Here is a 23,594-nt window from a genome sequence, read left to right as displayed (position 1 = left end):
CGCGGGGCTCAGGGGGAGACGACTCGAAAGATCACGGTCCCGGGGAAGTGCCGACCGCGGAGGGGACTCCACCCACCCCACACCCGATCGTGCCCATCGGGCCACGAGGGCTCGATGAGCTCCTGCAGCCGCAGCCCCGCGCCCGTGATCGCGGCGACCCAGTCGCCCATCGTGCGGTGGTGCTCCACATAGGTGACCTCGCCCGCGTCGTCGCGCTCCAGGTAGGGCGTGCGGTCGAAGTAGGACCGGTCGCTGGTCAGCCCCCGAGGCCCCGGGTCGTCGGGAAAGGCCCAGCGGATCGGGTGGGACACGGCGAAGACGAACTGCCCGCCCGGCTTCAGCACCCGGGCCACCTCGCGCAGCGCGCCCGCGGCGTCGGCGACAAAGGGCATCGCCCCGAAGGCCGAGCAGGCCAGGTCGAAGGCGCCGGCCAGGAAGGGGATCTTCTCGGCGTCGGCCTGCACGACCGGCAGGGTCGTACCGAGATCGAGATCGATGCGGCGGGAGTGCTGCAACTGCCGGTGCGACACGTCGAACGCCGCCACCGACGCGCCCCGCGCGGCGAGGTAGCGCCCGCACTGACCCGCGCCGCAGCCGACCTCGAGAACCGACAGCCCCCGGACGTCGCCCAGCAGCCCGGCCGACGCCTCGTCGAGCCCCTCGGGGCACCAGACGAACCCGTCGTCACGCAGGAACGCGCCGTGTTCGGCCTGGTAGTCGTCGGCCGCGGAGTCCCAGTAGCCCCGGTTGGCCCGCGCGGAGGTCAGGCTGTCGGGTGTGGTCACCGGGGCCGGACGCCCTTCGGCAACCGGGCGCCCTTGGGCAGCGGGCCCTTCGGCATCGGGATCGACGGGGTCAGCGCGCGCATGCGGTTGTTGACCTCGGAGACGGCCGGCTTCTTCAGGTTGCGCGGCAGCTTCATCAGGTGGCGCTGGAGCTTGGCCAGCGGAACCTGGCCCTCGCCGTCGCCGCACTGCACGTCGTAGACCGGCACGTCGATGGCGACCCGCTGGACCCGCTTCTTCTCGGCGACCAGCATCTTCTGGACGCGGGTGCCCGGCCCCTCGGAGACGAGGATCACGCCGGGGTAGCCGACCAGGCGGAAGACCAGGTCCTGCTCGCGGTTGACCGCGACCGGCTTCTCCTCGACCATCCAGTTGCCGCGCATGCCCTGCAGGATCGCGTAGACCGCGCCGGGCTGGCCGTCGAGCAGGGAATATTGCGCGCGCTGCGCGAACCGGCCGAACAGCAGCATGCCGGCCAGCAGCGCGACCGGGATGCCGAGGATCAGCACGTACCAGAACGCGCCGGTCAGCAGGCCGATCACGACCGCGAGCGCGATGACGGCCACGACCGTCGCGTAGACGATCGGCATCCCCTTGGGATTGGCCTTTTTGATGATCTGCGCGACCATCCGGAGTTGCTTGATGCGGCCTGGGTTCGCCGAGTCCTTCGCCATGCCCTGAAGGATACAAATCCCGGGCTCCAATCGTGAAAACGAGAAGCGAGACGCGGACGGCCGCAGGCCGGCTGTGGCTCGCGCCAGGGAGTCGTAGAAGCCCGCCGGTCGGAGTCGTAGTTATAAAACCGTAATAAATCTCGGTGTGATCTCCCTTCGCACGGGCAGTGGAAGCGCTTACAGCCCAGAGCGAAGGATGACGGGTGTCCGATTCGACGATCTACGAAGTCGCGCGGCTGGCCGGGGTGTCGATCGCCACGGTCTCCCGGGCGCTGCGCGGCACCGGCCCGGTGTCGGCGGCGACCCGCGAGAAGGTGCTGCGCGCGGTCGAGGAGCTGCGGTTCACGCCGAGCCGCCTGGGGGTGTCGCTGGCCGAGGGCCGCCACGCCGCCAACGGGATCGTCTTCCCCGACCTGTCCGGCCCCTACTTCGGCGAGGTCCTGCTCGGCTACGAGGAGGTCGCCGCCGAGCTCGGCCGGTCGGTGCTGATCCTGTCGGCCCGCGACCGGGCCGGGGTGCCCGAGACGGTGAAGGACCTGGCCACCCGCGTCGACGGGCTCGTCGTCTTCGGCCAGACGCTGCCCGACGCGCTGCTCACCGAGCTGGCCGGCTCGGGCTTGCCGATGGTCATGCTGGCCCGTGAGGCCCACCCCGGCACCGAGGCCGTGCGGAGCGAGAACGCCGACTCCGCCGAGGCGCTGGCCGTGCACCTGATCGCCCACGGGCACCGCGCGTTCGCGCTGGCCGGCGGCCACGACGAGGGCGACGTCAGCCAGCGGTGGACGGCCGTCGCCCGCACCCTCGGCCGTCACGGGATCGCCGCGCCGCGGCCGGTGGAGTGCCCGTACACGGTCGAGGGCGGTTACGAAGCCGGGCTGGAGCTGCTCGGGAGCGGCCCCGACGTGGTCATGTGCGCCGACGACCAGGTCGCCCTCGGCGTGATCCTGGCCGCCGAGGAGCTCGGGCTGAGCGTGCCCGGCGACGTCGCCGTCACCGGCTGGGACGACATCATGGCCGCCCGCCACTCCCGGCCCGCCCTCACCACCGTGCGCCAGCCCCTGCGGGAGCTCGGCGCCGCCGCCGCCCGCCTCCTGGACGAGCTGATCGCCGGGGCGGAGCCGACGGACACCACCCGCGTCCTCGCCACCGACCTCGTCATCCGGGCGAGTTGTGGCGTCCATCCAGTGCACCCCCCGGAGGAACCGTGAAGAAGAAGTACGCCATAGGCCTGCTGGCCGTCGCCCTCGCCGCCACCGCCTGCGGCCGCGACTCCGGCGGGCCCGCCGAGGAGGCCCAGGCCGTCGACACCGCCAAGGCCAGCGGGTCGGTCACCGTCTGGGCGATGGGCACCGAGGGGGAGAAGCTCGACGCCTTCGCGCAGAAGTTCGAGCAGGCCAACCCCGGCATCACCGTCAACGTCACGGCCCTGGGCTGGGACGTCGCCCACGACAAGATCACCGCCGCCATCGCCGGCGACGCCACCCCCGACGTGTCGATGATCGGCAACACCTGGCTGAGCGAGATGGTGAAGACCGGCGCGATCGAGCCCACCCCCGCCGACCTGGTCGACCAGAACGCCTTCTTCCCCAGCGCGTGGGCCACCGGCGTCGTCGACGGCGCCGCCTACGGCGTCCCCTGGTACGTCGAGACCCGCGCCTTCTACTACCGCACCGACCTGGTGAAGGACGCCAAGGCCCCGGCCACCTGGGACGAGGTCACCGGCTTCGTCAAGAAGCTCAAGGACGAGGGCGCCGAGCTGGGCGTCGAGCAGAACTTCCGGACCGGCTCCTGGCAGGAGATCGCCCCGCTGCTCTACCAGGTCGGCGGCGACTTCCAGGCCGACGGGAAGTGGACCCTCGACACCCCGCAGATGGTCCAGGCCCTCGAACACTGGGGGTCGTTCTTCAAGGACGGCCTCGCCGTCACCAACCAGCCGACCGGCGCGTTCCCGCAGACGTTCGTCGCGGGCCGGGTCGGCGCCTTCTACTCCGGCCCATGGATGATCACCTCGATGGAGCAGGAGGGCGGCGAGTCGTTCAAGGACAAGTTCGCCGTCGCGCCCTATCCCAAGGGCCCGTCGGGCGGCACCAGCCTGGTCGGCGGCAGCAACATGGTCGTCTTCAAGGACAAGCCGAACCGCGCCGCCGCCTGGAAGTTCCTCACCTGGCTGACCGACCCGAAGGTGCAGGCCGAGTGGTACACCACGGCGTCGTCGCTGCCCAGCGTCCAGGCCGCCTGGCAGGAGCCCGCGCTGACCGCCGACGAGCGGGTGCAGGTCTTCGGCGCCCAGCTGAAGGACGCCAAGCCCGCCCCGGCCGTGCCCACCTGGGAGCAGGTCGCCCGGGTGATGGAGGTCGAGCTGGAGAAGTACGCCCTCGGCAAGCAGGACTCGGCCGCCACCGCCAAGCGCATGCAGGAGCAGGCCGACCAGATCGGCACCGGGGCCTGAGCCATGGCGACCACCCTGGAACGACCCCCGGTCCTGGAGAAACCGCCGCCGGTGTTCAGGAAGCCCAGGAACTCGTGGGTGGCCTGGATCTTCGTGCTGCCCTTCCTCGTGGTGTTCGTCGTGTTCTGGGCCGGTCCGCTGCTGGCCGGGCTCGGCATGAGCTTCACCGACATGCGCAGCACCGACGTCCGCGACCCGCTCGCCGTCGACGTCGTCGGCGTGGAGAACTACCTGCGCCTGTTCGACGACGAGTTGATGCGCAAGGCGGCGCTGAACACGCTGATCTTCGTGGTGACCACGCTGCCGCTGACGATCGCGCTCGGCCTGGCCGCCGCCGTCGCGCTCAACTCCGGCATCGCCCGGTTGCCCGCCGCGTTCTTCCGGCTGGGCTACTACACCCCGTACATCACCAGCATCATCGGCATCGCCGTGGCCTGGCGTTTCCTGCTCGACCCGGACGCCGGGCCGGTCAACCAGTTCCTCGGCTGGATCGGGATCGACGGCCCGGCATGGTTGTCGGACGAGCGCACCGCCCTGCCGGTGATCATCGTGATGACGGCCTGGCGGAGCTTCGGGTTCGACATGGTCGTGCTGCTGGCGGCGCTCCAGGGCATCCCGAAGGAGCTCTACGAGGCCGCCGACATCGACGGCGCCGGGCGCTGGCAGCGCTTCCGGTCGGTCACCGTGCCGATGCTGAAGCCGGCGCTGCTGTTCTGCACGGTCTACTCCTCGATCGGGTTCGCCCAGTTCATGGAGGAACCCCTCGTCATGACCCGGGGCGGCCCGGCCGGGGCGACCACCTCGGCGTCGCTGGCCATCTACAACCAGTTCGGCGCGGGCGCCTACGGCTACGCGGGCGCCGCCGCCACCGTGCTGTTCACCGTGATCGTCGCCCTGGCGGTCCTCCAGTTCCGGATCGGGAGGCGCTCGTGAAACGCCGTGCGTCGAGCTACGTGCTGCTCACCGCCGGGCTGCTCGTGGTGGTCTTCCCGTTCCTGTGGACGTTGCTGGCCTCGTTCAAGCCCGAGAGCGAGATCCGGCGCAACCCGCCGACGCTGCTGCCCGCCGAGTGGACGACCAGCAACTACTCGGGCCTGTTCGAGCGCATGAACATGGGCACCGCGTTCCTCAACAGCGCGGTCATCGCGGTCGCCCTGGTGGTCGCGAACCTGCTGTTCTGCTCGATGGTCGGCTACGCCTTCGCCAAGCTGCGGTTCCGGTTCAGGAACACCCTGTTCGGCCTGGTGATGGTGCAGCTGATGGTGCCGGCGATCGTCGTGATGGTGCCGCAGTTCGTGCTGATCGCCAAGCTCGGGCTGGTCAACACGTTCCTGGGCATCGTGTTGCCGTTCGTGGTGGCGCCGCTCGGGATCTTCATGATGCGTCAGTTCATCGCCGACATCCCCGACGAGCTCATCCAGGCCGCCCGCGTCGACGGGGCCAGGGAGTTCCGGATCTTCTTCTCGATCGTGCTGCCGCTGTGCCGGCCCGCGCTCGCGACCCTGGGCCTGATCACGTTCATGACCTCGTGGAACAACTTCCTCTGGCCCGCCGTGGTGGCCCAGAGCGAGGACATGTACACCCTGCCCGTCGCGCTGGCCATCTTCAGCAACGCCCAGGCGACCCAGTACGGCCTGCTCATCGCCGGCGCCGTCGTCGTGGTCGCCCCGATCCTCCTGCTGTTCCTGTTCCTGCAGCGCTACTTCGTGCAGGGCATCGCCTCCACCGGACTCAAGTAAGGAACCCGCGCATGCGAATGGCGCTGGCCGTGCTGCTGGCCGTATCCCCGGCGGCACCCGCCCCCGACGACGTGCTGACGACCTACGCGAAGGACACCTGGAAATCGATGGCGGCCATGGTCGATCCGGCCACGGGCCTGCCGGCCGACAAGATCGAGGGCACCCTCGACCCCGCCACGCGGGCCAAGGTGACCTCGCCGACCAACATCGCGACCTACCTGTGGAGCACGGTCGCGGCCCGCGACACCGGGATCATCTCCGCACGCGACGCGGAGAAGCGGGTGCGGCAGGTGCTCCAGAACGTCCAGAAGCTGGAACGCCACGAACCGACCGGCCAGTTCTTCAACTGGTACGACCCCCACACGCTCGCCCTGGTGACGACCTGGCCCGACAGCGGCGACCCGGTCGCGGCGTTCGCCTCCAGCGTCGACAACGGCTGGCTCGGCGCGGCCTTACTGATGATCCGCTCGGCCGTGCCGTCGGTCGCCCGCGACGCCGACCGGCTGGTGCGCAGCATGGACTTCTCGTCCTACTACGACCCGCAGGGCGCCGCCGCCCAGGGCACCGGGCTGCTGCGCGGCGGGTTCTGGCCGGTCAAGCCCGAAGGCTGCTCGGTGGAGTCCGACTACAACGACTCCGGCACGACCGTCTACTCCACCTGCCACCACTACGGCGCGATGACCGAGACCCGGATCACGTCCTATGTGGGCATCGCCCTGAACCAGATCCCCAAGGCGCACTACTTCGGCATGCTGCGCACCCACCCCAACGACGACTGCGACTTCGGCTGGGCCGAGCAGCGGGCCGAGGGCTCGTGGCAGACCTTCGAGGGGGTCCGGGTCTTCGAGGGCACCTACGGGTACAAGGGCATGCGGCTCGTGCCGACCTGGGGCGGCAGCATGTTCGAGGCGCTGATGGTGCCGCAGCTCGTGCCCGAGGACGTCTGGGGCGCCAAGTCGTGGGGCCGCAACCACCCGGTCTACGTGAAGGCCCAGAAGGCGCACGGCCTCGACGACGCCAAGTACGGCTACTGGGGCTTCTCCCCGTCGAACAACCCGGCCGGCGGCTACCGCGAGTACGGCGTCGACGCGCTCGGCATGGACACCGACGGCTACACCTCCGACCAGGAGCGCACCTCGGTCGACTACGGCTACGGCGACTGCCGCCCGGCCAAGCCCGAGCCGACGACCTACGGCGACGGCGTGGTCACCCCGCACGCCTCCTTCCTGGCGCTGCGCTACGCCGAGAAGGACGCGCTCACCAACCTCGCCAAGATCAAGAAGGACTTCGACGCCTACGGCCCCGGCGGCTTCTACGACGCGGTGGCCGTCAAGAGCAAGACCGTCGCCAAGCAGTACCTCGCCCTCGACCAGGGCATGATCATGATCGCGCTCGGCAACCGGCTGACCAGGGACAAGCTGCGGGGCTACTTCGCCTCCCGCGACGTCGAGAGGGCCCTGAAGCCGGTGTTGTCGCAGGAGAGCTGGGAGGTCCGTTCGTGAAGGCCCGTCGTGACTGGCAGGCGCGCATCCATCGCCCGTCGGGGGAGGTGACCGCGGCCCCGGCCGTGGACCTGCCCCCGCCGGGGGGCCTGCACGCCACCCCCGGCCGCGGCTGCGTCACCCTGACGTGGGAGCCGGTCCCGGGAGCGACCGGCTACACGGTCGAGCGCTCGCCGTTCCGCGAGGGCCCCTACGGGGTGACGAGCCAGCCCGACGTGGACGTCGCGGCGGTGCCGTCGTGCCGCTACGTCGACACGGGCCAGGACCCGAGCTGGTACCGGGTGTCGGCGGTCGGCGGCCCGGCCGGCTCGCCCGTGCACGGCTCGCCGGGCGGGCCGGGGGTGGCCAGGGTCGCCGTCTCCGGCACGGTCGCCCGGGAGTTGCCCCGGCCGTGGCGGTTCATGATCGGGTCGGAGCATCTGTCGTACATGTTCGAGGAGAAGGAGCTCGTCGAGGCCCTCAGACTGGCGCACACGGAGCTGGGCGTGGCGACCGTGCGGGCCCACGCGATCCTCGACGAGGTCCGCGTCCTCGACGACGGCTACGACTTCTCCCGGGTCGACCAGATCTACGACACCCTCATGGAGATCGGCCTGCGCCCGATCGTCGAGCTCTCGTTCATGCCCGAGGAGCTGGCCGCCGACCCGTCGAAGACGGTCTTCGGCTACGAGGCGATCATCAGCCCGCCGAAGGACTGGGACGCCTGGGGCGACCTGGTGCGCGCCTTCACCCAGCACTGCGCCGACCGCTACGGCCTGCGGGAACTGGTCGACAACTGGGCCTTCGAGGTCTGGAACGAACCCAACCTGGAGGTCTTCTGGTCCGGCACCCCGGACGACTACTTCCGCCTGTACGAGATCAGCGCCGCCGCCGTCAAGGACGTGCACCCCGGCCTGCGGGTCGGCGGCCCGTCGTCGGCCGCCAACGGCTGGGTCGAGGAGCTGATCGCCCGGGGCCTGCCGGTCGACTTCGTCTCCACCCACACCTACGGCAACGCCCCCCTCGACTGGCGCCCCGCCCTGGAACGCCACGGCCTGGCCGGCACGCCCATCTGGTGGACGGAATGGGGCCCCACCCCCACCCACTTCCACGGCATCGGCGACGGCCCCTTCGGCGCGTCCTTCCTGCTGCACGGCATGAAGTCGGCGGCCGGCCGGGTGGAGTCGTTGTCCCACTGGGTGGCCTCCGACCACTTCGAGGAACTGGGCCGCCCGCCGAGGCTCTTCCACGGCGGCTTCGGCCTCCTGAGCGTCGGCAACCTGCGCAAACCCCGCTGGTGGGCGCTCGAACTGGCCAACCGCCTGGGCGAGGAGGAACTGGTCGCCAAGGTCGAGGGCGACGCCGGGGGAGTGGAGGTCTGGGCCGCCCGCCGCCCCGACGGCACGGTCGGCATCCTGCTCTGGAACGGCACCCTCAACCAGGCGAAGGCCGACGGCGACCCCGACCTGTCGCGCACGGTGACCGTGACCGTCGACGACCTCGGCGAGGGCGACCACACCGTCACCCACCACCGCATCGACGAACGCCACTCCAACATCCGCGCCCACTGGCACGGGACGACCGACTGGCCGACCGACGCGGAGTGGGAGGCCCTGCGGGCGGCCGACGTCCTGGAGGAGCTCACCCCGCCGGTCACCACGAGCGGCTCGACGATCCGAGTGGCCTTCGACCTCCCGATGCCGGGCGTCTCCTACCTGGAGATCACGACCCCATGAGCCGCTGCGCGAACGCGGCCAGCTCGTCCCGCTGCTCGGCGGGGTCGGCCGACGGGACCCCGACCACGATCCGGGTCACCCCCTGGGCCGCCCATTCGGCGACCTGCTCGGCCGTCATGTCGATCGACCCCGACTGGGTGTAGTCCAGCGGCCCGCGGCCGGCCTCGGCCGCGGTGTCCTGGGCGAGCCGGAACTGGGCGGCCCGCTCGGCCGCGTCGAGCGCGCCGCCCGGGAACCAGCCGTCGCCCCGCAGCCCCGCCCGGCGGGCCGCCGCCCGGCTCGAACCGCCGACGTGGATCGGCAGGGACCCGCCGTGGGGCTTGGGGAACTGGACCAGCCCGTCGAACGCGAAGAACTCCCCGGCGAACGCGACCCCGTCCTCGCCGCCGCCCCAGAGCAGCCGCAGGACGTCGATCGCCTCGTCGGCGCGCCGCCCCCGCGTGCGGAAGTCGACCCCCACGGCCGCCGCCTCACCGGGCAGGCCGCCGAGCCCCACGGTCAGCAGGCGCATCCGCCCCTTGGCGAGCACGTCGACGGTGGCCAGCCGTTTGGCCAGCACGACCGGGTGGTGGTGGGGGAGCAGGAGCACCCCCGTGCCGAGCAGGATGCGCCGGGTGGAGGCGGCCACGAACGCCAGGCAGTCGAGCGGGTCGAGGTAGGGCAACGAGGGCGGGATGACGAAGCGCCCGAGCGCGGCCCCCGGATACAGCACGATGTGCTCCGGCACGTAGAACGACTCGAAGCCGAACTCCTCGGCGGTGACGGCGGAGGCGACCAGGGTGTCGGGGTCGATGCCGTGGTAGGGCGTGCTGTAGCTGATTCCGAACTTCACCCGCGCAAGGGTAGAACCCTGCCACCGGCGTCAAGGCAAGCGGAACGGCCGGGGGATGATCCCCCGGCCGCTTCGTGAATCGTGTCGTCAGGCGCGGGCGCGCTGCTCGATCGCCTGCTGGTAGAGCCGGCCGGCCCGGTAGGACGAGCGGACCAGCGGCCCCGACAGGACCCCGGCGAAGCCGATCGCCTCGGCCTCGGCCTGGAGCTCGACGAACTCCTCGGGCTTGACCCACCGCTCCACCGGGTGGTGACGGGGGCTGGGCCGCAGGTACTGGGTGATGGTCAGCAGGTCGGTGCCGGCCTCGTGGAGGTCGCGCATCGCCTGGACGACCTCCTCCCGCTCCTCGCCCATGCCGAGGATCAGGTTCGACTTGGTGACCATGCCGGCCTCGCGGGCCATCGTGATCACGCCGAGGGAGCGCTCGTAGCGGAAGGCGGGGCGGATGCGCTTGAAGATGCGCGGCACCGTCTCGATGTTGTGGGCGAACACCTCGGGCTTGGCGGAGAAGACCTCGGCCAGCTGGTCGGCATTGCCGTTGAAGTCGGGCACCAGCAGCTCGACGCCGCAGCCGGGCAGCAGCGCGTGGATCTGCCGGGCGGTCTCGGCGTAGAGCCAGGCGCCGCCGTCGGGGAGGTCGTCGCGGGCCACGCCGGTCACGGTGGCGTAGCGCAGGCCCATCTGCTGGACCGACTCGGCGACGCGCCGGGGCTCGTCGCGGTCGTACTCGGCGGGTTTGCCGGTGTCGATCTGGCAGAAGTCGCAGCGCCGGGTGCACTGGTCGCCGCCGATCAGGAAGGTCGCCTCGCGATCTTCCCAGCATTCGTAGATGTTCGGGCAACCCGCTTCTTCGCACACCGTGTGCAGGCCCTCGCGGCGGACGAGGGATTTCAGTTCGGTGTATTCAGGGCCCGTCTTCAGCCGGGTCTTGATCCACGCCGGCTTGCGTTCGATCGGGGTCTGGCTGTTGCGCACCTCCAGGCGGAGGAGCTTACGGCCGTCAGGGGCAACACTCACCTTGACAGCTTATGCCCTTGCTCAGGACAGCAGGCCAAGGCCCCTGACCGCCCGTTCGTAGTGGGCCCGCAGCTCCTGATCGACGTGCTCCGACTCGGTCAGCACGGCCACCGGCGGGCCGGGGTCGCCGGAGGTCATCTGGCGCACCGCCGCCCGGTCGAGGGCCGCCCGGCGGATGGCCGTCACGTCCTCGCCGCGCAGCGCGGCGGCCTGCATCGGGGCCAGGTAGCTCCGCGAGGTGATCACCTCGGCGAGTTCGGCGATGGCGTCCGGGCCCGCGACGGCCGCCGCCGTCGCGGCGATCCCGGCCTCCGCGCGGGCCGTGGTCGCCCGGGTCAGCCGGTTCAGCACGCCCTCCGCCAGTACGGCGGGCCAGCCGACCAGCCAGCCGAGCATGCGCCCGAACCAGCCGGCCGTCTCGTAGGCCGTCTTGGGCGCCCACGCCCCCAGCGTCATGGCCATCTCCAGATGGGCCCGCTGCCGCACCTCGCTGGGGCCGAGCCCGAACAGGGCCACCCTGACCTCGGCCAGCGTCGCCTTGGCCCCGCCCACGATCACGCCGTCGTCGAGCCGGTCCTGCGCGCACGCCGTCGCCAGCAGGGCCACCCGGAGCGACGGCGACAATGCCAGCCAGACCGGCAGGCCGATCGTCAGCACCGGCCGCCGCCGCAGGCCGACCCGGGCGTAGGTCGCGCCCAGGCCCAGGTCGTGGACGGCCACCAGCGGCCGGGGCACCCCGGCTTCGGCCGCCACCCGCGCCGCCAGGCCGTACAGGACCGGAGCCGCGGCCTCGGGGAGGACGTCGGCGTCGGGCGGCACCCTCCCGAGGCGGGGCCGGAGCATGAGCCCGACCGCGACCAGGAAGACGCCGAGCAGCCAGGCGGGCAGGAAACCGGGCGCCGCGGCGATCAGCGCGACGCCGGTCGCCACGAACGCGAGCGTGAACAGATGCACCACGATCGCCACGAGTGTGGCCAGAACACGTGACATGTCAGCATTGTCCTGACATGCGGGCTGACTTGTCAGTCTCAATTCGCGCCAACACGTGACATCTCACGGGCGTGGCGGACCAGGGTGAGCAGCACCTCCTTGGCCGACTCGCGGTCGCGCGCGTCACAGGGCACGAGCGGCACGTGGGCCGGGACCGCCAGCGCCCGGCGGATCACGGCCGGGTCGTGGCGGCGGGCGCCGTCGAACAGGTTGACCGCGACCATGTACGGGATCCGGCGCTGCTCGAAGAAGTCGACCGCCGGGAAGGCGTCGCCGAGGCGGCGGGTGTCGGCCAGCACGACCGCGCCCAGCGCCCCGATGGCCAGTTCGTCCCACATGAACCAGAACCGGTCCTGCCCGGGGGTGCCGAACAGGTAGATCCACAGGCCCTCGCGCAGGGTGATCCGGCCGAAGTCGAGGGCGACCGTGGTCGTCGTCTTCGCCTCCACGCCGCTGGTGTCGTCGACCCGCGCGCCCCGGTCGCTGAGCAGCTCCTCGGTGGACAGCGGCTGGATCTCGCTCACCGCCGACACCATGGTCGTCTTGCCCACGCCGAACCCGCCCGCGATCAGGATCTTGATCGCCAGAGTGTCAGAGCGCGCGTAGTCCATTGAGCACTTCCTGGTAGATCCGCTCGTTCAGGACTCCGGCCGTGGCCGCCGGAGGGTCGATCGACACCAGCCCCTCGCGCCGCAGGTCGCCGAGCAGCACGCGGGTGATGTTCAGGGGCAGCCGCAACCGGGTGCCGATGTCGGCCACCGTGATGGGCCGGGTGGCCAGCCGGAGTGCGGCGAGGTGCTCGGGGGAGAGGCCGGCCTGGTCGTACGGCATGCCGATCGTGGTCACCACGGCGATCACGTCGAAGGCCTCGCCCACCGGGCGGGCGCGTCCGCCGGTGACGGCGAACATCCGGACCAGGGGCCCTGGCTCCGGGTCCTCGTCAGCGGCCATGTACCGCCCTTGGCCGTGAGCTCAGGTGCTCCCCGACCCGCTTCACGAGCATGGTGAGCTCGTAGGTGACCACGCCCAGATCGGAGTCGGGGCTGGTCATGACGGCCAGGCGGGCGCCGTCTCCGGCGGCGGTGACGAACAGGAACGCCCCGTCGAGCTCGATGATCGTCTGACGGACGTTGCCGACGCCGAACCGCCGCCCCGCGCCCTGGGCCAGGCTGTGGCTCCCGGCCGCGATGGCGGCCAGGTGCTCGGTGTCCTCCCTGCTCAGCTCCTGCGACCCGCCCATCGCCAGCCCGTCGGCCGAGAGCACCACCGCGTGGCGCACCCCCGGTACCCGCCGGATGAGGTCGTCGAGCAACCAGTCGAGTTCCCTGGCGAGATCAGCCATCGGTACTGTCCTTCCCTATCCCCGTTTCGCGCCGGCCGCGTTCCCAGCCGCGCTGCATGGACGTCATCAGCCCGGCCCGCCGTTCGGCGGAGCTCGCGTCGAAGCCGGGCTGTTGTGGTGCCTGTGCCGGTGGCCGCTGGGGGGCCTCGCCCCGCAGCGGCGCCGCCAGATGGGTCTGCGGGACCCGCTGCGGCAGTCCTTCCATGTCGAAGTCGTCCGCGACGGCCGGCGGCGCGGGCGGTTGCGGCGGCGGTGGCGGCGGCAGGGGCGTGCGCCGGACCGGGGGCGCCTGCGCGGGCGCCGGAGCCGAGGGGAAGTACGCGGCCCGCCGGTCCTCCGGCGCCGCCAGCAGGGCCGGCGGGATCATCACGATCGCGGTCACGCCCTCGTACGGCGACTTGCGCAGCAGCACCCGCACGCCGTGCCGGGCGGCCAGCCGGGCCACCACGAACAGGCCGAGCCGTTCGCTGTCGGCCAGGTCGAACTCCGGCGGTTCGGCGATGCGCCGGTTGAGCGCCTCCAGCTTGGCGTGGTCGAGGCCGAGGCCCCGGTCCTCGATCTCCAGCGCGTAGCCGTTGGCGGCGATCTCGCCGCGCACGTAGACGCGGGTGCCGGGCGGGGAGAACACGGTCGCGTTCTCGATCAGCTCGGCGACCAGGTGCATCAGGTCGTTGACCGCCGAGCCCTGCACGGTCGGCGCCTGCGGCATCTCCTGGACCACCACGCGCGTGTAGTCCTCGACCTCGGTGACGGCGCCCCGTACCAGGTCGAAGATCGGCACCGGCTCCCGCCACCGGCGGGAGGGGGCCGCGCCCGACAGGATGATCAGGTTCTCGGCGTGCCGGCGCATGCGGGTCGAGAGGTGGTCGAGCCGGAACAGGTCCTCCAGCGTCGTCGGGTCGTCGACGCGGTGCTCCATGACCTCCAGCAGCGACAGCTGGCGGTGCAGCAGCGACTGGTTGCGCCGGGCCAGGTTGAGGAACACCTGGCCGACGCTGCGCCGCAGCTCGGCCTGCCCGACCGAGGCCCGCACGGCCTCGCCGAGCACGTGGTTGAAGGCCCCTGAAACGTTCCTGACCTCGACGGTGCGGCCCTCGGCGACCCGCGGGGTCTCCTGGACCGGGTCGACCGACTCGCCCGCGCGCAGCCGCCGGACCAGGTCGGGCAGCCGCGAGCGGGCCACGTCGGTGGCGCTCGTCTCCAGGTCGCCCAGCTCGCGCACGAGGCGGCGGCCGAACCTGACCGAGATCAGCACCGACACGATCAGGATGACCAGGCCGGCCCCGGTGATGAACGCCGTGCGCCACAGGATCGTGCTGACCCGCTGCCCGGCCGCGCCGAGCGCCCGGTCCATCGCTGCCTTCCGCAGGCCGTCGACCTCGGCGGTGACCGTGGCGCCGTCCTTGAGCCACTGCTGCAGGCCGTAGGGGAGCTCGCCGTCGGTCGGCACGAACGCGGCGATGCGGTTCTCGCCCTCGGTCAGCGCGCTGTAGACGGGCTTGACGAAGAGCCGCTCCAGCCCGGCCCGCACGTCGGCGTCGAGCGCCGCCGCCTCGTTGCGCAGCAGGAACCGGCGGTTGACGAGCAGCTCGACGAAGGAGGCGTGCATCGAGGGGGCCAGGTTGTCATCGGCGATGGCGTACCCGATGAGGCTCTGTTCCCGGGCCAGCAGGTCGAGCCCGAAGTCGAGCGAGTTCAGCGACCGGACCTGCGAGTACTGCTCGGGGGTGAGCCCGCCGTTCTTGGCCAGGGTGGAGGTGAAGGTGTAGATCTCGTCGACCAGGTCGCTGTAGACGCCGATGGTGGTCACCGCCGTGGAGACCCCTCCGTCGACGGAGCCCCGCACGGCCGCGAGCCCGTCGAGCCGGGCCAGCAGCAGCCCGGTCGTGCCCGGCAGGGTGGCCGGGTCCTGCCGCGCGGTCGCCGCCCGGAAGCCGGCTACCGCCCGGTCGGTCTCGGCGCGCCGCTCGGACAGGTACTCGCGCGCGCTCACGCGCGCGTCGCGGAGCGCGGCGACGCTGAACCGGCGTTCCTGCCGCAGGGCGTCGCGCAGGGCTTCGGCGGGGCGCAGATAGGCCGTGTACCGTTCGCCGGACCGTAACAGGCCGGTGGCTTCGGCGACCGAGGTGACGGCGACGTAGGCCCAGACGGTGGTCAGGGCCAGCAGGGGCACGACGAGCAGGGAGAACGCCTTAGACCTGATCGTGTCACGATTGAAACCCATGGCTCTCGTCTCGTTCGAAAGCGACGTTCAGCGCCCCCGAACGCGTGCGGAGGCGCCCCATGGCGCCGCCCATGTTGGAGCAAGATAGTTACTTTCCGGCGTGATGTAAACAAAGGGAAACGCGGGCGCCCGTGAGGCGCCCGCGTCCTCCTGGATCAGTAGCGTTCCGCGATGCCCGCGTTGATTTCCGTGAGCGCCAGTGTGGCGTCGGTGTAACGGATCACGTTCGCGAGCGATGGAGGTTGGGTGAGGGTGGCCTGGGCGTATCTGACGGCGTCGCCGACCGTCTCCAGGCCGAGCCGCCTGATCGTGACGGTCTCGACCCGGGTGCCGGCGTTGATCCGCCGGGTGCCCAGGTTCAGCAGCGTGGCCAGCATCTCGGCCCGCAACCGCCGGGGCTGGAGCACCGGCAGCAGGAACGCCGCGCCGGTCTCCTGGCGGCTGAGCGTGCCGTCGCCGTTGGTGTCGTGACGCTGGTCGGTGGCGTGCACCCGGGCCAGCACCTCGGTCGTCTGCAGGTCGCCGCGCAGCGCCCACAGGGCCGGGAGCATCGGGTCGCGGCTCGGCGCCTGGACCGTGACCGTGGTCGTCGCCGATCCGGACGCCTCATAGGCGCAGGCGTTGGAGCCGTAGACGACCGTCGCCGCGGCCTGGAGCGCGCCCGCCTCGGTGAGCAGGCTCGGCCGCCCGGTGATCGTGACCGTGCCCTGCTGCCCGGGGGCCAGCGTGCCGAGGTCGCGGGTCAGGGGGCCGGTGGTGCGCACCCCCGGCGGCGGGGTGAGGGTCAGTCTCGCGCCGCTCGCGGCCGAGGTCCCCTCGTTCTGGTACGTCACCGCGTACGCGACCGCCTCGCCCGCCTTCACCGACGGCGTGGCGGCGACCGACACCGTCACCTGCGGCGCGTTGACCGTGTAGCTCGCCGTGGCGGTGTTGTCGCCCGTCAGCCCCGCACCCTCGTTCGTGGCGGCCACCGTCGCGGTGGCCGACCGGGTCGCGCCGTCGGCGACGTCGCACGGCACGGTCGAGGGGAACTCCTCGGTGGCCGAGCCCAGCGGCGGCAGCTGCCGGGTCGTGCCGCCGACGGTGACCGTGGCGCCCTCCGACGCCTGGGCGCCCTTGTTGGTCACGGCGGCGCGGGCGGTGACCGTCTCGCCGGGGGCCGCCGCGCTCTTGTCGAAGCTCAGCCCGACGGTCAGGTCGCTGGTGGCGACCCGGGTGGCCTCCTCGTAGGTGACCTCGGCGGGCATCGTGCCGTGGGAGCCGTCGGAGAAGTAGGGGCTGCCGGTGAAGGAGTACTGCAGCCGGTCCCAGTCGGGGTGGCTGATCAGCGTCTCCGACGACGACGTGCCGGAGCACTCCGCGCCCTCCCACGGGAAGAAGTTCACGTTCGACGTGGCGCTCGCGTCGGCCGGGGCGCCGGTGTTGGTCCAGTCGATCGCGTTCGCCGCGCTGACCCGGAACCAGGTCGGGCCGGTCGCGGCCGGCGCGCCATAGATCACGAACCGGGGCGCGTTCTGCAACCCGGGCGTCTTCACCTCGTCGAGGTCGTTCTCCACCAGCGTCTCGGCCGCGTTCTCCTGGAAGTCGAGGTCCCGGCCGGCGTCGTAGTTGGCGAACTGCCGGAGGTAGTTCATGACGCTGTAGTAGTTGGGCTTGCAGTTGACCGGGTCGAGGGTGCCGTTGTCGCGCCGCCCGCCGTGGGCCAGGCCCAGCGTGTGGCCGAGCTCGTGCATCAGCGTGGCCGCCTCGGCCGCCCGCTGCCCGCCGACGTTGGCGAAGTCGGGCCAGGCGCCCAGCGACACGACGAAGTCGTTGCCGCCCCGCTCGTGCAGCTCGGCCCGCCCGGAGGTGCGGCCGCCGCCGGTCAGCTCGTTGATGAACATGGCGTACCGGAACCGCTGGCGCTTGAAGGCGTGGATCTCCTGGCAGAGCGGGCTCGACCGGTCGGCCGCCGACATGAACGACCCCGCGCCCGCCCCGCACGGCCCCGAGCCCAGCTTGACGTCGTCGAAGTCGTTGCCCGGCCCGGGCACCCGGGTGTCGGAGAAGTCGATGTCGTTGACGAACGTGAGCTGCTCGTCCTCGATGAGGTGCAGCGCGATTCCGGTGGCGCCGGTCTGCGGGTTGGTCACCGGCGCGTCGCGGAAGGCCTGCGCCACGTCGGCGTAGACGCCGTTCTGCGGCTTGCGCCCGGCCATGTAGTCGACCTCGACGTAGAGGTCGCGGCGGGCGGGGTCGGCGTCCGGCAGGACCAGGTCGACGACGTCGTCGCCGTTGAAGTCGCGGCCCCGGTACTCCTCGTAGTCGGTGAACCCGTCGCCGTCGGAGTCGGCCGCCGGGGCCGGGGTGATCTCCAGGCAGACCTGGACGCTGGGCTGGGGGTCGGCGCCGAAGACGCCGCCGCTCGGCTCGCCGTTGCCGGCGACGCAGCCGGTCCCGGTCAGGTCGCCGGTCACCTCTCCGTCGATCATGTTCACGGTGAACCGGGTGTATGGGTCGCCCACACGAGGGGAGCTGTCGGCCAGGTCGTCGGCCGACGTGGAGTCGTGGTCCTTGATCAGGACCGAGATCTCCTGGTCGACGACCGTCGTGGGGACCTGCTGGGTGATCGTCCAGAAGGGCGCGATCTGCGTCTGGTCGTCGGCGGCGCGCGGCGTGCGGTACGTCGGGAACCCGGCGTAGGCGATCTCGGCGTAGAAGTCGGGGGCGCCCCCGCCGAGACCTTCGAGCCCGGTCTCGTCACAGGGGTCGACGCACGAGACCAGCAGCACGCGGACGGTGAGCGGCTGCGTGGCGGCCGCTCGTGCTGGTGCGGTGAGAAGGGTGATCCCGGAGAACGTCAGGAACAGGGCCAGGACCACCCGGAGGGTACGGGTCGGCATGCCTCCGACGGTCGTGCTCTTTCGCCCGGAAGGCTTGAGTACCCCTCTACTCGACGAATCCCATTCGGCATTCTTCCAGCTGCCCCAAAATGAGCTTCACGCGCTGTTGCAGCCATTCCGCGGCCTTCGCCGCGCCCTCCGGGTCGTCGAGATAGGCCACGTCGATGCCGAGTTCCAGCATGGCCCGCGCCTCGGCGGCCTGCGGGTCGCTCGGCGGGTCTTCCGTGGTGAGCTGGGAGAGCACGGCGATCAGATGGTCCAGCATCGCGTCCGGACGAGGTCCGCCGTTCGTCATGATCGCAGTCTAGGCATGGAATGCGGCCACCTGGTGTTCCAATTCAAAGGAGTTATTGCCGGCGTCCGAGCAATTCCTCTTCGAACATCGACACGGGTTCGGCGCCGAACGCGTCGCCCAGCCGCTTCTCGGCGAACGGGATGACCTCGTCGACCGTGATGCGCCGGCCGGTCTCGGCCGACAACGAGGTGACCCCCGCGTCGGGGATGCCGCACGGCACGATCCGGTTGAACCAGCTCAGGTCGTTGGCGCAGTTGAGCGCGAAGCCGTGCATCGTCACGCCGCGCTCGACCCGGATGCCGATGGCGCCCAGGCGCCGGTCGGGGATGCCGTGGTGGGCCTCGCCGCGCACCCACACCCCGGGCCGCCCCTCGACCCGCCCGGCGACCACGCCGAAGTCGGCGCACACCTGGATCAGGACCTCTTCGAGCAGCCGTACGTAGGGGATGACGTCGTCGATCTTGGCGATCGGGTAGCCCACGAGCTGGCCGGGGCCGTGCCAGGTGACGCTGCCGCCCCGGTCGACGTCGATGACCGGGGTGCCGTCGGACGGCCGGTCGGCCGGGCGGGTGCGCTTGCCGGCCGTGTAGACCGGCGCGTGCTCCAGGAGGAGGGCCGTGTCGGGCAGTTCGTCGGCGACGCGGCGCCGATGGACGACCCGCTGCAGGCTCCACGCCTGTTCATAGGGGACATCGACACCAAGTCGGACGATCGCCAGCCTCACACGTCAACTGTAGACGCGAGTCGCCGTGGTTCGATACGGAACTCCTTGACCCCTTCTTCACCATCTCTTTCGATCCGGTACGCGTACCCGTGGGGATCGACCGTCACGGCCTGGATGAACTCGGTCCCGACGTAGTGGAGCGCGACGCCCTCGTCGGCGGCGTAACCGTCGGGCAGCTCGCCCGAGGCGACCGACCGCTGCAGCAGGTCACGGCGCTGGACGTCGCTGTTGTAGTGGACCCCGCACGAGTAGGGCAGCAGCCCGAGCCCCTCGGCCCACGGCCGCAGCTCCGGCCCGAAGGAGTCGGTATTGCCGCCCACGTGCCAGCACAACGCGCCCGCGCTCTGGCCCGCCAGCACGACGCCGTTGTTCCAGGCCTCCTCCATGGCCTCGTCGAGGCCGTGGAGCCGCCACAACGCCATCAGGTTGGCGACGCTGCCGCCGCTGACGTAGACGGCGTCCTGCTCCAGCAGCCACTCGCGCGGGTCGGCGACGTTGGGCATCGGGAACAGCGACAGGTGGCTGAGGTCGACGTCGAAGGACCGGAAGGCCTCGTACATCTTCAGCAGCCAGTCGGGCTGGTCGCCGACGGCCGTGGCGATCAGGCCCAGCTTGGGCCGGTCGACGCCGGTGAGGTCGAGCACGTAACGGAGCAGCCCGGTGGCCTCCAGCGTCCCGAACCGCTCGGTCGGGCGGAACGACCCGCCGCCGATCGCGACGATGTGCGACTGCCCGCTGCGTCCCATGCTTCACTCCCGTGTCGTCGGCCAAATGAGGGGGCCCATGCTACGGGAGACGCTCCCTCACCGCAGGGCGTCTGCCAGGGCTTCCTTGATCGTGGGGTGGGAGAAGTGGTGCCCCGCGGCGGTCAGCCGCGCCGGCACCGCCCGCTGCCCCATCAGGATGCCCTCCTCGGCGAACCCGCCGACGGCCGTCTTCAGCACGAACCCCGGCACGGCCAGCGGCATCGACGGCCGCTTCACCGCCGCCGCGACCTCCTTGGTGAACGTCTTGTTGGTCACCGGCTCGGGCGCCGTCAGGTTCACCGCGCCGTCGATGTCGGCCCCCAGCAGGAACCGCGCGGCGCTCACCCAGTCGGGCACCGAGATCCACGACAGGTACTGCTCGCCCGACCCCAGGGGAGCGCCCAGCCCGATCCGGAAGATCGGCAGGATCTGCCCCAGCATCCCGCCCCGCTTCGACAACACCACGCCCGTCCGCATGGTCACCACCCGCATGCCCGACTCCCGGGCGGGCTGCGCGGCCTCCTCCCAGGCCCCGCAGACGTCGGCGAGGAACCCGGCGCCCCGGGGCGCGGTCTCGTCGACGAGCCGGTCGCGGGTGTCGCCGTAGTAGCCGACCGCCGACCCCGACAGCAGCACCGAGGGGGGCTTGTCCATCGCGTTGAGCGCCTTGACCAGCGTCGAGGTGCCCTTGCGGCGGCTCTCCATGACCGTCTTCTTGTACGAGTCGGTCCACCGGTGGTCGCCGATGCCCGCCCCCGCCAGATGGACGACCGCCTCGACGCCCGCCAGGTCGGCCGGGTCGAGCACGCCGCCAGAAGGGTCCCACTGGACCTGGCCGGGGCCGCCGGGCGGTCGGCGGACCAGCGAGAGCACCTCGTGACCCGACTGCCGCAGGGAGGCGGTCAGCGCCGTCCCGATGAGGCCCGAGGCCCCCGTCACCGCGATCTTCATGATTACCCCTTCGTATCACGCCCCCGTTCGGTGACGTACCGGACAGGGTCTCGTTCAAACGTCATTTGTGATGGACCATGACCGGAGCGCGACCACGGCGGGAGGACTGCGATGCACAAATCGAAGAAGAAGCAGCCGGTGAAGAAGAAGCCCGAGGTCATCGTCATCTCCGACGACTCCGGCGACTCCGGCGAGGAAATCCCCGACGACCGGAACGCCGGGCCCGAGCCCGACGACGCCATGTCCGAGGACCCCGCCGCCGACGACGGCGACGAGGCCGAGGACGCCGACGAGAGCTTCGAGAACGAGCTTCCCTCCGACGACCTCCTCCAGCTCCACGCCGAGCTCCCCCTCACGGACCTCTCCGTGCTGCGGCAGGTCGTCGAGCGCAACCGCGCGGCCGTCAAGAAGGTCGTCGCCGCCCTCGACGACGGCAGCGGCGGCGACGACCTCCGGATCGCCCGCGACCTGGTCGAGGGCCTCCGCGGAGTCCTCCCCGACCCGCCCTACGACTTCCTGCTGACCGCCGACCCGGAGGACGCCGACCTCTGGGCCCTCATCGCCCGAGCGTTCAGCGTCAAGGCGACCGACCCGATCGAGATCCTGGCCGAGATCGCCGCGTCGGCGAAGTGGGTGCCCGACCTGCCGACGTTCCCCGGCCAGGTGGAGGCGATCGAGGCCGCCTGTGAGCGGGTGCGGGGAAAGGGCTTCCTGCTCACCCGGCTCCGCCCCATGATGAACGAGCTCGTCGAGGAGGGCGCCTTCGCGCGATGGCCCGCAATGCGGGCGGCCAACCGCAAGAACGTCCCCAAGCACGCCGACTGGGGGCAGATCAGGACGCTCACCCAGAAGTGGGTGGCCGCCCTGATGGAGCACCAGAAGAAGAACGTGCTCGGCACCACCTATCCGGACCAGCTCGCCGTCATGGCCGCCGACCCCAGCCTGGCCGACGACCGCAGCATGGACCGCCTCGCCGACATGATCTACTGCCAGAACCGCGACCGGGTCTGCGTCGCCGTCCTCCGCAAGGGGCGCGACCTGGCCGTCTTCGCCAACAACGGCACCGCGACCATGGGCGTCAGCGTGGCCCGGCTCCTCGAGATGTCCCGGCTGCCGGCCGAACGCCAGAACGCCGCCGTCGAGGAACTCGCCAAGACCATGTACACCACCAGCAGCAAGGCCGACGGCGAGTACGTCAAGATCCACCGGCGGCTGGTCAAGACCCTCGCCTACCTGAAGGAACTGGAGCAGAAGCACGGCCGCCTGCGGGTCCGCGCCTACGCCAACCAGGACAAGGAGGTCGAGGGGGTGCACGCCGAGATGCTGGCGGCCACCGTCGCCGAGACCACGGGCTCCGACGCCCTCGGCATCTCCAAGGCCTGCTGCCTGCAGTGCTATCTGACCCTCACCAAGGGTTTGCCCGACCGCTTCACCCGCCCCCTGGCCACCCACCAGAACGCCTACCCGGGAACACCCGGCGCGCTGATCTCCGACCCCGAGGTCCTCATCCGCCTGCTCGACCTCGACGCCCAGCCGCCCCACCTCCCCGGCGACGCCGCCGCCCGCCTCAAGACGGCCATCAGGTCAGGCCCGATCAGCGCCGCCGTCGGCGCCTTCATCGGCTTCCAGACCAAGGGGGCCGAGACCGGCTACCTGTCCAGCGAGGAGGAGGGCGACCTGCCGGAGGTCGACGCCGACGACGTCGCCTACACGAACTACCTGAGCCGCGAGGAGGCCCTCCAGAAGACCAAGCGCCCCGCCGCCGCGCCCCCGGCCGCCACACCGCAGAAGAAGCTCAAGACCGCCGTCACCGTTCCGAAGCCCGTGCACAAGTAGCGCGGTCCTCCCGTACACGCGGAAACCCCCGCGCGGCCCTGAGGCCAGGCGGGGGTTTCCGGTGCGTGACTAGGCCAGGCCGAGCTGGCCCTCGAAGCGGCCCTCCTCGAGACGGCGCTTGATCGTCGTCAGGAAGCGGGCGGCGTCGGCGCCGTCGACCAGGCGGTGGTCGTAGGTCAGCGCGAGGTAGACCGTCGAGCGGACCGCGATGACCTCGCCCTCGGGCGAGTCGACGACGACCGGGCGCTTCACGACGACGCCGGTGCCGAGCATGCCGACCTGCGGCTTGTTCAGGATCGGCGTGTCGAACAGGGCGCCGCGGCTGCCCGTGTTCGTCAGCGTGAAGGTGCCGCCGCCGATGTCGTCGGGGCTGATCTTGTTGGTGCGGGTGCGCTCGGCCAGGTCGGCGATCTTGCGGGCCAGCCCGGCGATGTTGAGGTCGCCGGCGCCCTTGACGACCGGGACGATGAGGCCCTTGTCGGTGTCGACCGCGATGCCGAGGTTCTCGACGTCGTGGTAGGTCACCTCGCTGGTCTCGTCGTTGATCACGGCGTTGAGCTTGGGGTGGACCTTGAGGGCCTCGACCGCCGCCATCGCGAAGAACGGCAGGAACGACAGCTTGACGCCCTCGCGGGCCTCGAACGCCGCCTTGGCCCGGTCGCGCAGCCGCGCGATGCGGGTCACGTCGACCTCGACGACCGTGGTGAGCTGCGCCGACGTCTGGAGCGACTCCATCATGCGGTCGGCGGTGATCTTGCGCAGCCGGGTCATCTTCTGCGTGGTGCCGCGCAGGGTGGTGTCGACCTGGATCGGCGCGGGGGCGGCCGCCGCGGCGGGGGCCTGCTGCGCCGGCGCGGCCGGAGCGGCGGCGGGGGCCGCTGGGGCCTGGGC

At 71.3% G+C, this 23,594-nt stretch carries 22 protein-coding genes; 7 read left to right on the top strand and 15 right to left on the bottom strand.

Annotated features, from left to right (window positions below; genetic code table 11):
- Positions 1-8: 8 nt before the first annotated feature.
- Complete coding sequence (locus AW271_RS24335; RefSeq protein WP_062339913.1) at positions 9-785, bottom strand: class I SAM-dependent methyltransferase; 777 nt, start codon at positions 783-785, stop codon at positions 9-11.
- Positions 782-1,459 carry a DUF4191 domain-containing protein gene (locus AW271_RS40095; protein WP_030450512.1) on the bottom strand — a complete coding sequence of 226 codons (678 nt, stop codon included), beginning with the start codon at positions 1,457-1,459 and terminating at the stop codon, positions 782-784. Before AW271_RS40095 ends, AW271_RS24335 begins: the two co-directional genes overlap by 4 nt.
- A gap of 203 nt (positions 1,460-1,662) precedes the next feature.
- On the opposite strand from AW271_RS40095, the gene AW271_RS24325 reads away from it, so the two are divergent.
- The 6 genes from AW271_RS24325 to AW271_RS24300 are packed head-to-tail and all read left to right on the top strand — an operon-like array spanning position 1,663 to position 8,864.
- A complete protein-coding gene (locus tag AW271_RS24325; protein ID WP_062339912.1) occupies positions 1,663-2,667 on the top strand; it encodes a LacI family DNA-binding transcriptional regulator in 1,005 nt (334 codons plus the stop codon).
- Entirely contained in the window at positions 2,664-3,908 is a 1,245-nt protein-coding gene (locus AW271_RS24320; RefSeq protein WP_062339911.1) for an extracellular solute-binding protein, read from the top strand. Before AW271_RS24325 ends, AW271_RS24320 begins: the two co-directional genes overlap by 4 nt.
- Before the next feature lie 3 nt (positions 3,909-3,911).
- Positions 3,912-4,841 (top strand): carbohydrate ABC transporter permease, encoded by a 930-nt coding sequence (locus AW271_RS40090; RefSeq protein ID WP_157554590.1) that lies wholly within the window; start codon positions 3,912-3,914, stop codon positions 4,839-4,841.
- Positions 4,838-5,647 carry a carbohydrate ABC transporter permease gene (locus AW271_RS24310; protein WP_062339910.1) on the top strand — a complete coding sequence of 270 codons (810 nt, stop codon included), beginning with the start codon at positions 4,838-4,840 and terminating at the stop codon, positions 5,645-5,647. The genes AW271_RS40090 and AW271_RS24310 overlap by 4 nt, the downstream gene beginning before the upstream one ends.
- Before the next feature lie 11 nt (positions 5,648-5,658).
- Positions 5,659-7,149 carry a glucoamylase family protein gene (locus tag AW271_RS24305; protein WP_218008169.1) on the top strand — a complete coding sequence of 497 codons (1,491 nt, stop codon included), beginning with the start codon at positions 5,659-5,661 and terminating at the stop codon, positions 7,147-7,149.
- Positions 7,146-8,864: a GH39 family glycosyl hydrolase gene (locus AW271_RS24300; protein WP_157554588.1), complete on the top strand. Its 1,719-nt coding sequence runs from the start codon at positions 7,146-7,148 to the stop codon at positions 8,862-8,864. Before AW271_RS24305 ends, AW271_RS24300 begins: the two co-directional genes overlap by 4 nt.
- Here the strand turns inward: AW271_RS24300 and AW271_RS24295 are convergent.
- The 12 genes from AW271_RS24295 to AW271_RS24240 all read right to left on the bottom strand — a co-directional run bounded on the left by AW271_RS24295 (position 8,851) and on the right by AW271_RS24240 (position 20,867).
- The gene (locus tag AW271_RS24295) at positions 8,851-9,696 is read right to left on the bottom strand and encodes a TIGR03619 family F420-dependent LLM class oxidoreductase (RefSeq protein WP_062339908.1); all 846 of its coding nucleotides are present in this window, start codon (positions 9,694-9,696) and stop codon (positions 8,851-8,853) included. The two genes, AW271_RS24300 and AW271_RS24295, sit on opposite strands and share 14 nt — an antisense overlap.
- 87 nt (positions 9,697-9,783) lie before the next feature.
- On the bottom strand, positions 9,784-10,713 hold the full coding sequence (gene lipA, locus AW271_RS24290) for a lipoyl synthase (protein WP_062339907.1): 930 nt from the start codon (positions 10,711-10,713) through the stop codon (positions 9,784-9,786).
- Positions 10,714-10,734: 21 nt separating this feature from the next.
- Positions 10,735-11,703: a M48 family metallopeptidase gene (locus tag AW271_RS24285; RefSeq protein WP_157554586.1), complete on the bottom strand. Its 969-nt coding sequence runs from the start codon at positions 11,701-11,703 to the stop codon at positions 10,735-10,737.
- A 38-nt stretch (positions 11,704-11,741) separates the two neighbouring features.
- Positions 11,742-12,314, bottom strand: a complete 573-nt coding sequence (locus AW271_RS24280) for a GTP-binding protein (protein ID WP_062339905.1) — start codon at positions 12,312-12,314, stop codon at positions 11,742-11,744.
- Entirely contained in the window at positions 12,295-12,654 is a 360-nt protein-coding gene (locus AW271_RS24275; protein WP_063818100.1) for a DUF742 domain-containing protein, read from the bottom strand. The genes AW271_RS24280 and AW271_RS24275 overlap by 20 nt, the downstream gene beginning before the upstream one ends.
- Positions 12,644-13,045, bottom strand: a complete 402-nt coding sequence (locus tag AW271_RS24270; protein WP_062339903.1) for a roadblock/LC7 domain-containing protein — start codon at positions 13,043-13,045, stop codon at positions 12,644-12,646. The genes AW271_RS24275 and AW271_RS24270 overlap by 11 nt, the downstream gene beginning before the upstream one ends.
- Positions 13,038-15,269, bottom strand: coding sequence for a sensor histidine kinase (locus tag AW271_RS24265; protein ID WP_062339902.1), 2,232 nt, complete (start codon positions 15,267-15,269; stop codon positions 13,038-13,040). The genes AW271_RS24270 and AW271_RS24265 overlap by 8 nt, the downstream gene beginning before the upstream one ends.
- 155 nt (positions 15,270-15,424) lie before the next feature.
- On the bottom strand, positions 15,425-18,151 hold the full coding sequence (locus tag AW271_RS24260; protein WP_062339901.1) for a DUF11 domain-containing protein: 2,727 nt from the start codon (positions 18,149-18,151) through the stop codon (positions 15,425-15,427).
- A 46-nt stretch (positions 18,152-18,197) separates the two neighbouring features.
- On the bottom strand, positions 18,198-18,446 hold the full coding sequence (locus AW271_RS24255) for a hypothetical protein (protein WP_157554584.1): 249 nt from the start codon (positions 18,444-18,446) through the stop codon (positions 18,198-18,200).
- A gap of 52 nt (positions 18,447-18,498) precedes the next feature.
- Positions 18,499-19,170, bottom strand: coding sequence for a lipoyl(octanoyl) transferase LipB (lipB, locus tag AW271_RS24250; protein ID WP_062339899.1), 672 nt, complete (start codon positions 19,168-19,170; stop codon positions 18,499-18,501).
- Positions 19,167-19,916 (bottom strand): Type 1 glutamine amidotransferase-like domain-containing protein, encoded by a 750-nt coding sequence (locus tag AW271_RS24245; RefSeq protein WP_062339898.1) that lies wholly within the window; start codon positions 19,914-19,916, stop codon positions 19,167-19,169. Before AW271_RS24245 ends, lipB begins: the two co-directional genes overlap by 4 nt.
- A 57-nt stretch (positions 19,917-19,973) precedes the next feature.
- On the bottom strand, positions 19,974-20,867 hold the full coding sequence (locus AW271_RS24240) for a TIGR01777 family oxidoreductase (protein WP_062339897.1): 894 nt from the start codon (positions 20,865-20,867) through the stop codon (positions 19,974-19,976).
- Positions 20,868-20,978: 111 nt separating this feature from the next.
- Here AW271_RS24240 and AW271_RS24235 point away from each other — a divergent pair, with 111 nt between their 5' ends.
- The gene (locus AW271_RS24235; protein WP_062339896.1) at positions 20,979-22,703 is read left to right on the top strand and encodes a hypothetical protein; all 1,725 of its coding nucleotides are present in this window, start codon (positions 20,979-20,981) and stop codon (positions 22,701-22,703) included.
- Between the two features lie 69 nt (positions 22,704-22,772).
- Here AW271_RS24235 and sucB read toward each other — a convergent pair.
- On the bottom strand, positions 22,773-23,594 hold an 822-nt coding region (sucB, locus tag AW271_RS24230), incomplete at its 5' end, for a 2-oxoglutarate dehydrogenase, E2 component, dihydrolipoamide succinyltransferase (RefSeq protein ID WP_063818099.1).

It is taken from the genome of Herbidospora sakaeratensis (genome assembly GCF_001570525.1).
In the GTDB taxonomy this organism is placed as follows: Bacteria; Actinomycetota; Actinomycetes; order Streptosporangiales; family Streptosporangiaceae; genus Herbidospora; species Herbidospora sakaeratensis.
This window is presented reverse-complemented; position numbering and strand designations above follow the sequence as displayed.

Bases quoted from the DNA above. Each gene is read 5' to 3' on its own strand.
- AW271_RS24260 (WP_062339901.1), bottom strand. From the start codon at position 18,151: ATGCCGACCCGTACCCTCCGGGTGGTCCTGGCCCTGTTCCTGACGTTC.
- AW271_RS24235 (WP_062339896.1), top strand. From the start codon at position 20,979: ATGCACAAATCGAAGAAGAAGCAGCCGGTGAAGAAGAAGCCCGAGGTC.
- AW271_RS24280 (WP_062339905.1), bottom strand. From the start codon at position 12,314: ATGGACTACGCGCGCTCTGACACTCTGGCGATCAAGATCCTGATCGCG.
- AW271_RS24270 (WP_062339903.1), bottom strand. From the start codon at position 13,045: ATGGCTGATCTCGCCAGGGAACTCGACTGGTTGCTCGACGACCTCATC.
- AW271_RS24240 (WP_062339897.1), bottom strand. From the start codon at position 20,867: ATGAAGATCGCGGTGACGGGGGCCTCGGGCCTCATCGGGACGGCGCTG.
- AW271_RS24285 (WP_157554586.1), bottom strand. From the start codon at position 11,703: ATGTCACGTGTTCTGGCCACACTCGTGGCGATCGTGGTGCATCTGTTC.
- AW271_RS24275 (WP_063818100.1), bottom strand. From the start codon at position 12,654: ATGGCCGCTGACGAGGACCCGGAGCCAGGGCCCCTGGTCCGGATGTTC.
- AW271_RS40090 (WP_157554590.1), top strand. From the start codon at position 3,912: ATGGCGACCACCCTGGAACGACCCCCGGTCCTGGAGAAACCGCCGCCG.
- AW271_RS24305 (WP_218008169.1), top strand. From the start codon at position 5,659: ATGCGAATGGCGCTGGCCGTGCTGCTGGCCGTATCCCCGGCGGCACCC.
- AW271_RS24245 (WP_062339898.1), bottom strand. From the start codon at position 19,916: ATGGGACGCAGCGGGCAGTCGCACATCGTCGCGATCGGCGGCGGGTCG.
- AW271_RS24255 (WP_157554584.1), bottom strand. From the start codon at position 18,446: ATGACGAACGGCGGACCTCGTCCGGACGCGATGCTGGACCATCTGATC.
- AW271_RS40095 (WP_030450512.1), bottom strand. From the start codon at position 1,459: ATGGCGAAGGACTCGGCGAACCCAGGCCGCATCAAGCAACTCCGGATG.
- AW271_RS24265 (WP_062339902.1), bottom strand. From the start codon at position 15,269: ATGGGTTTCAATCGTGACACGATCAGGTCTAAGGCGTTCTCCCTGCTC.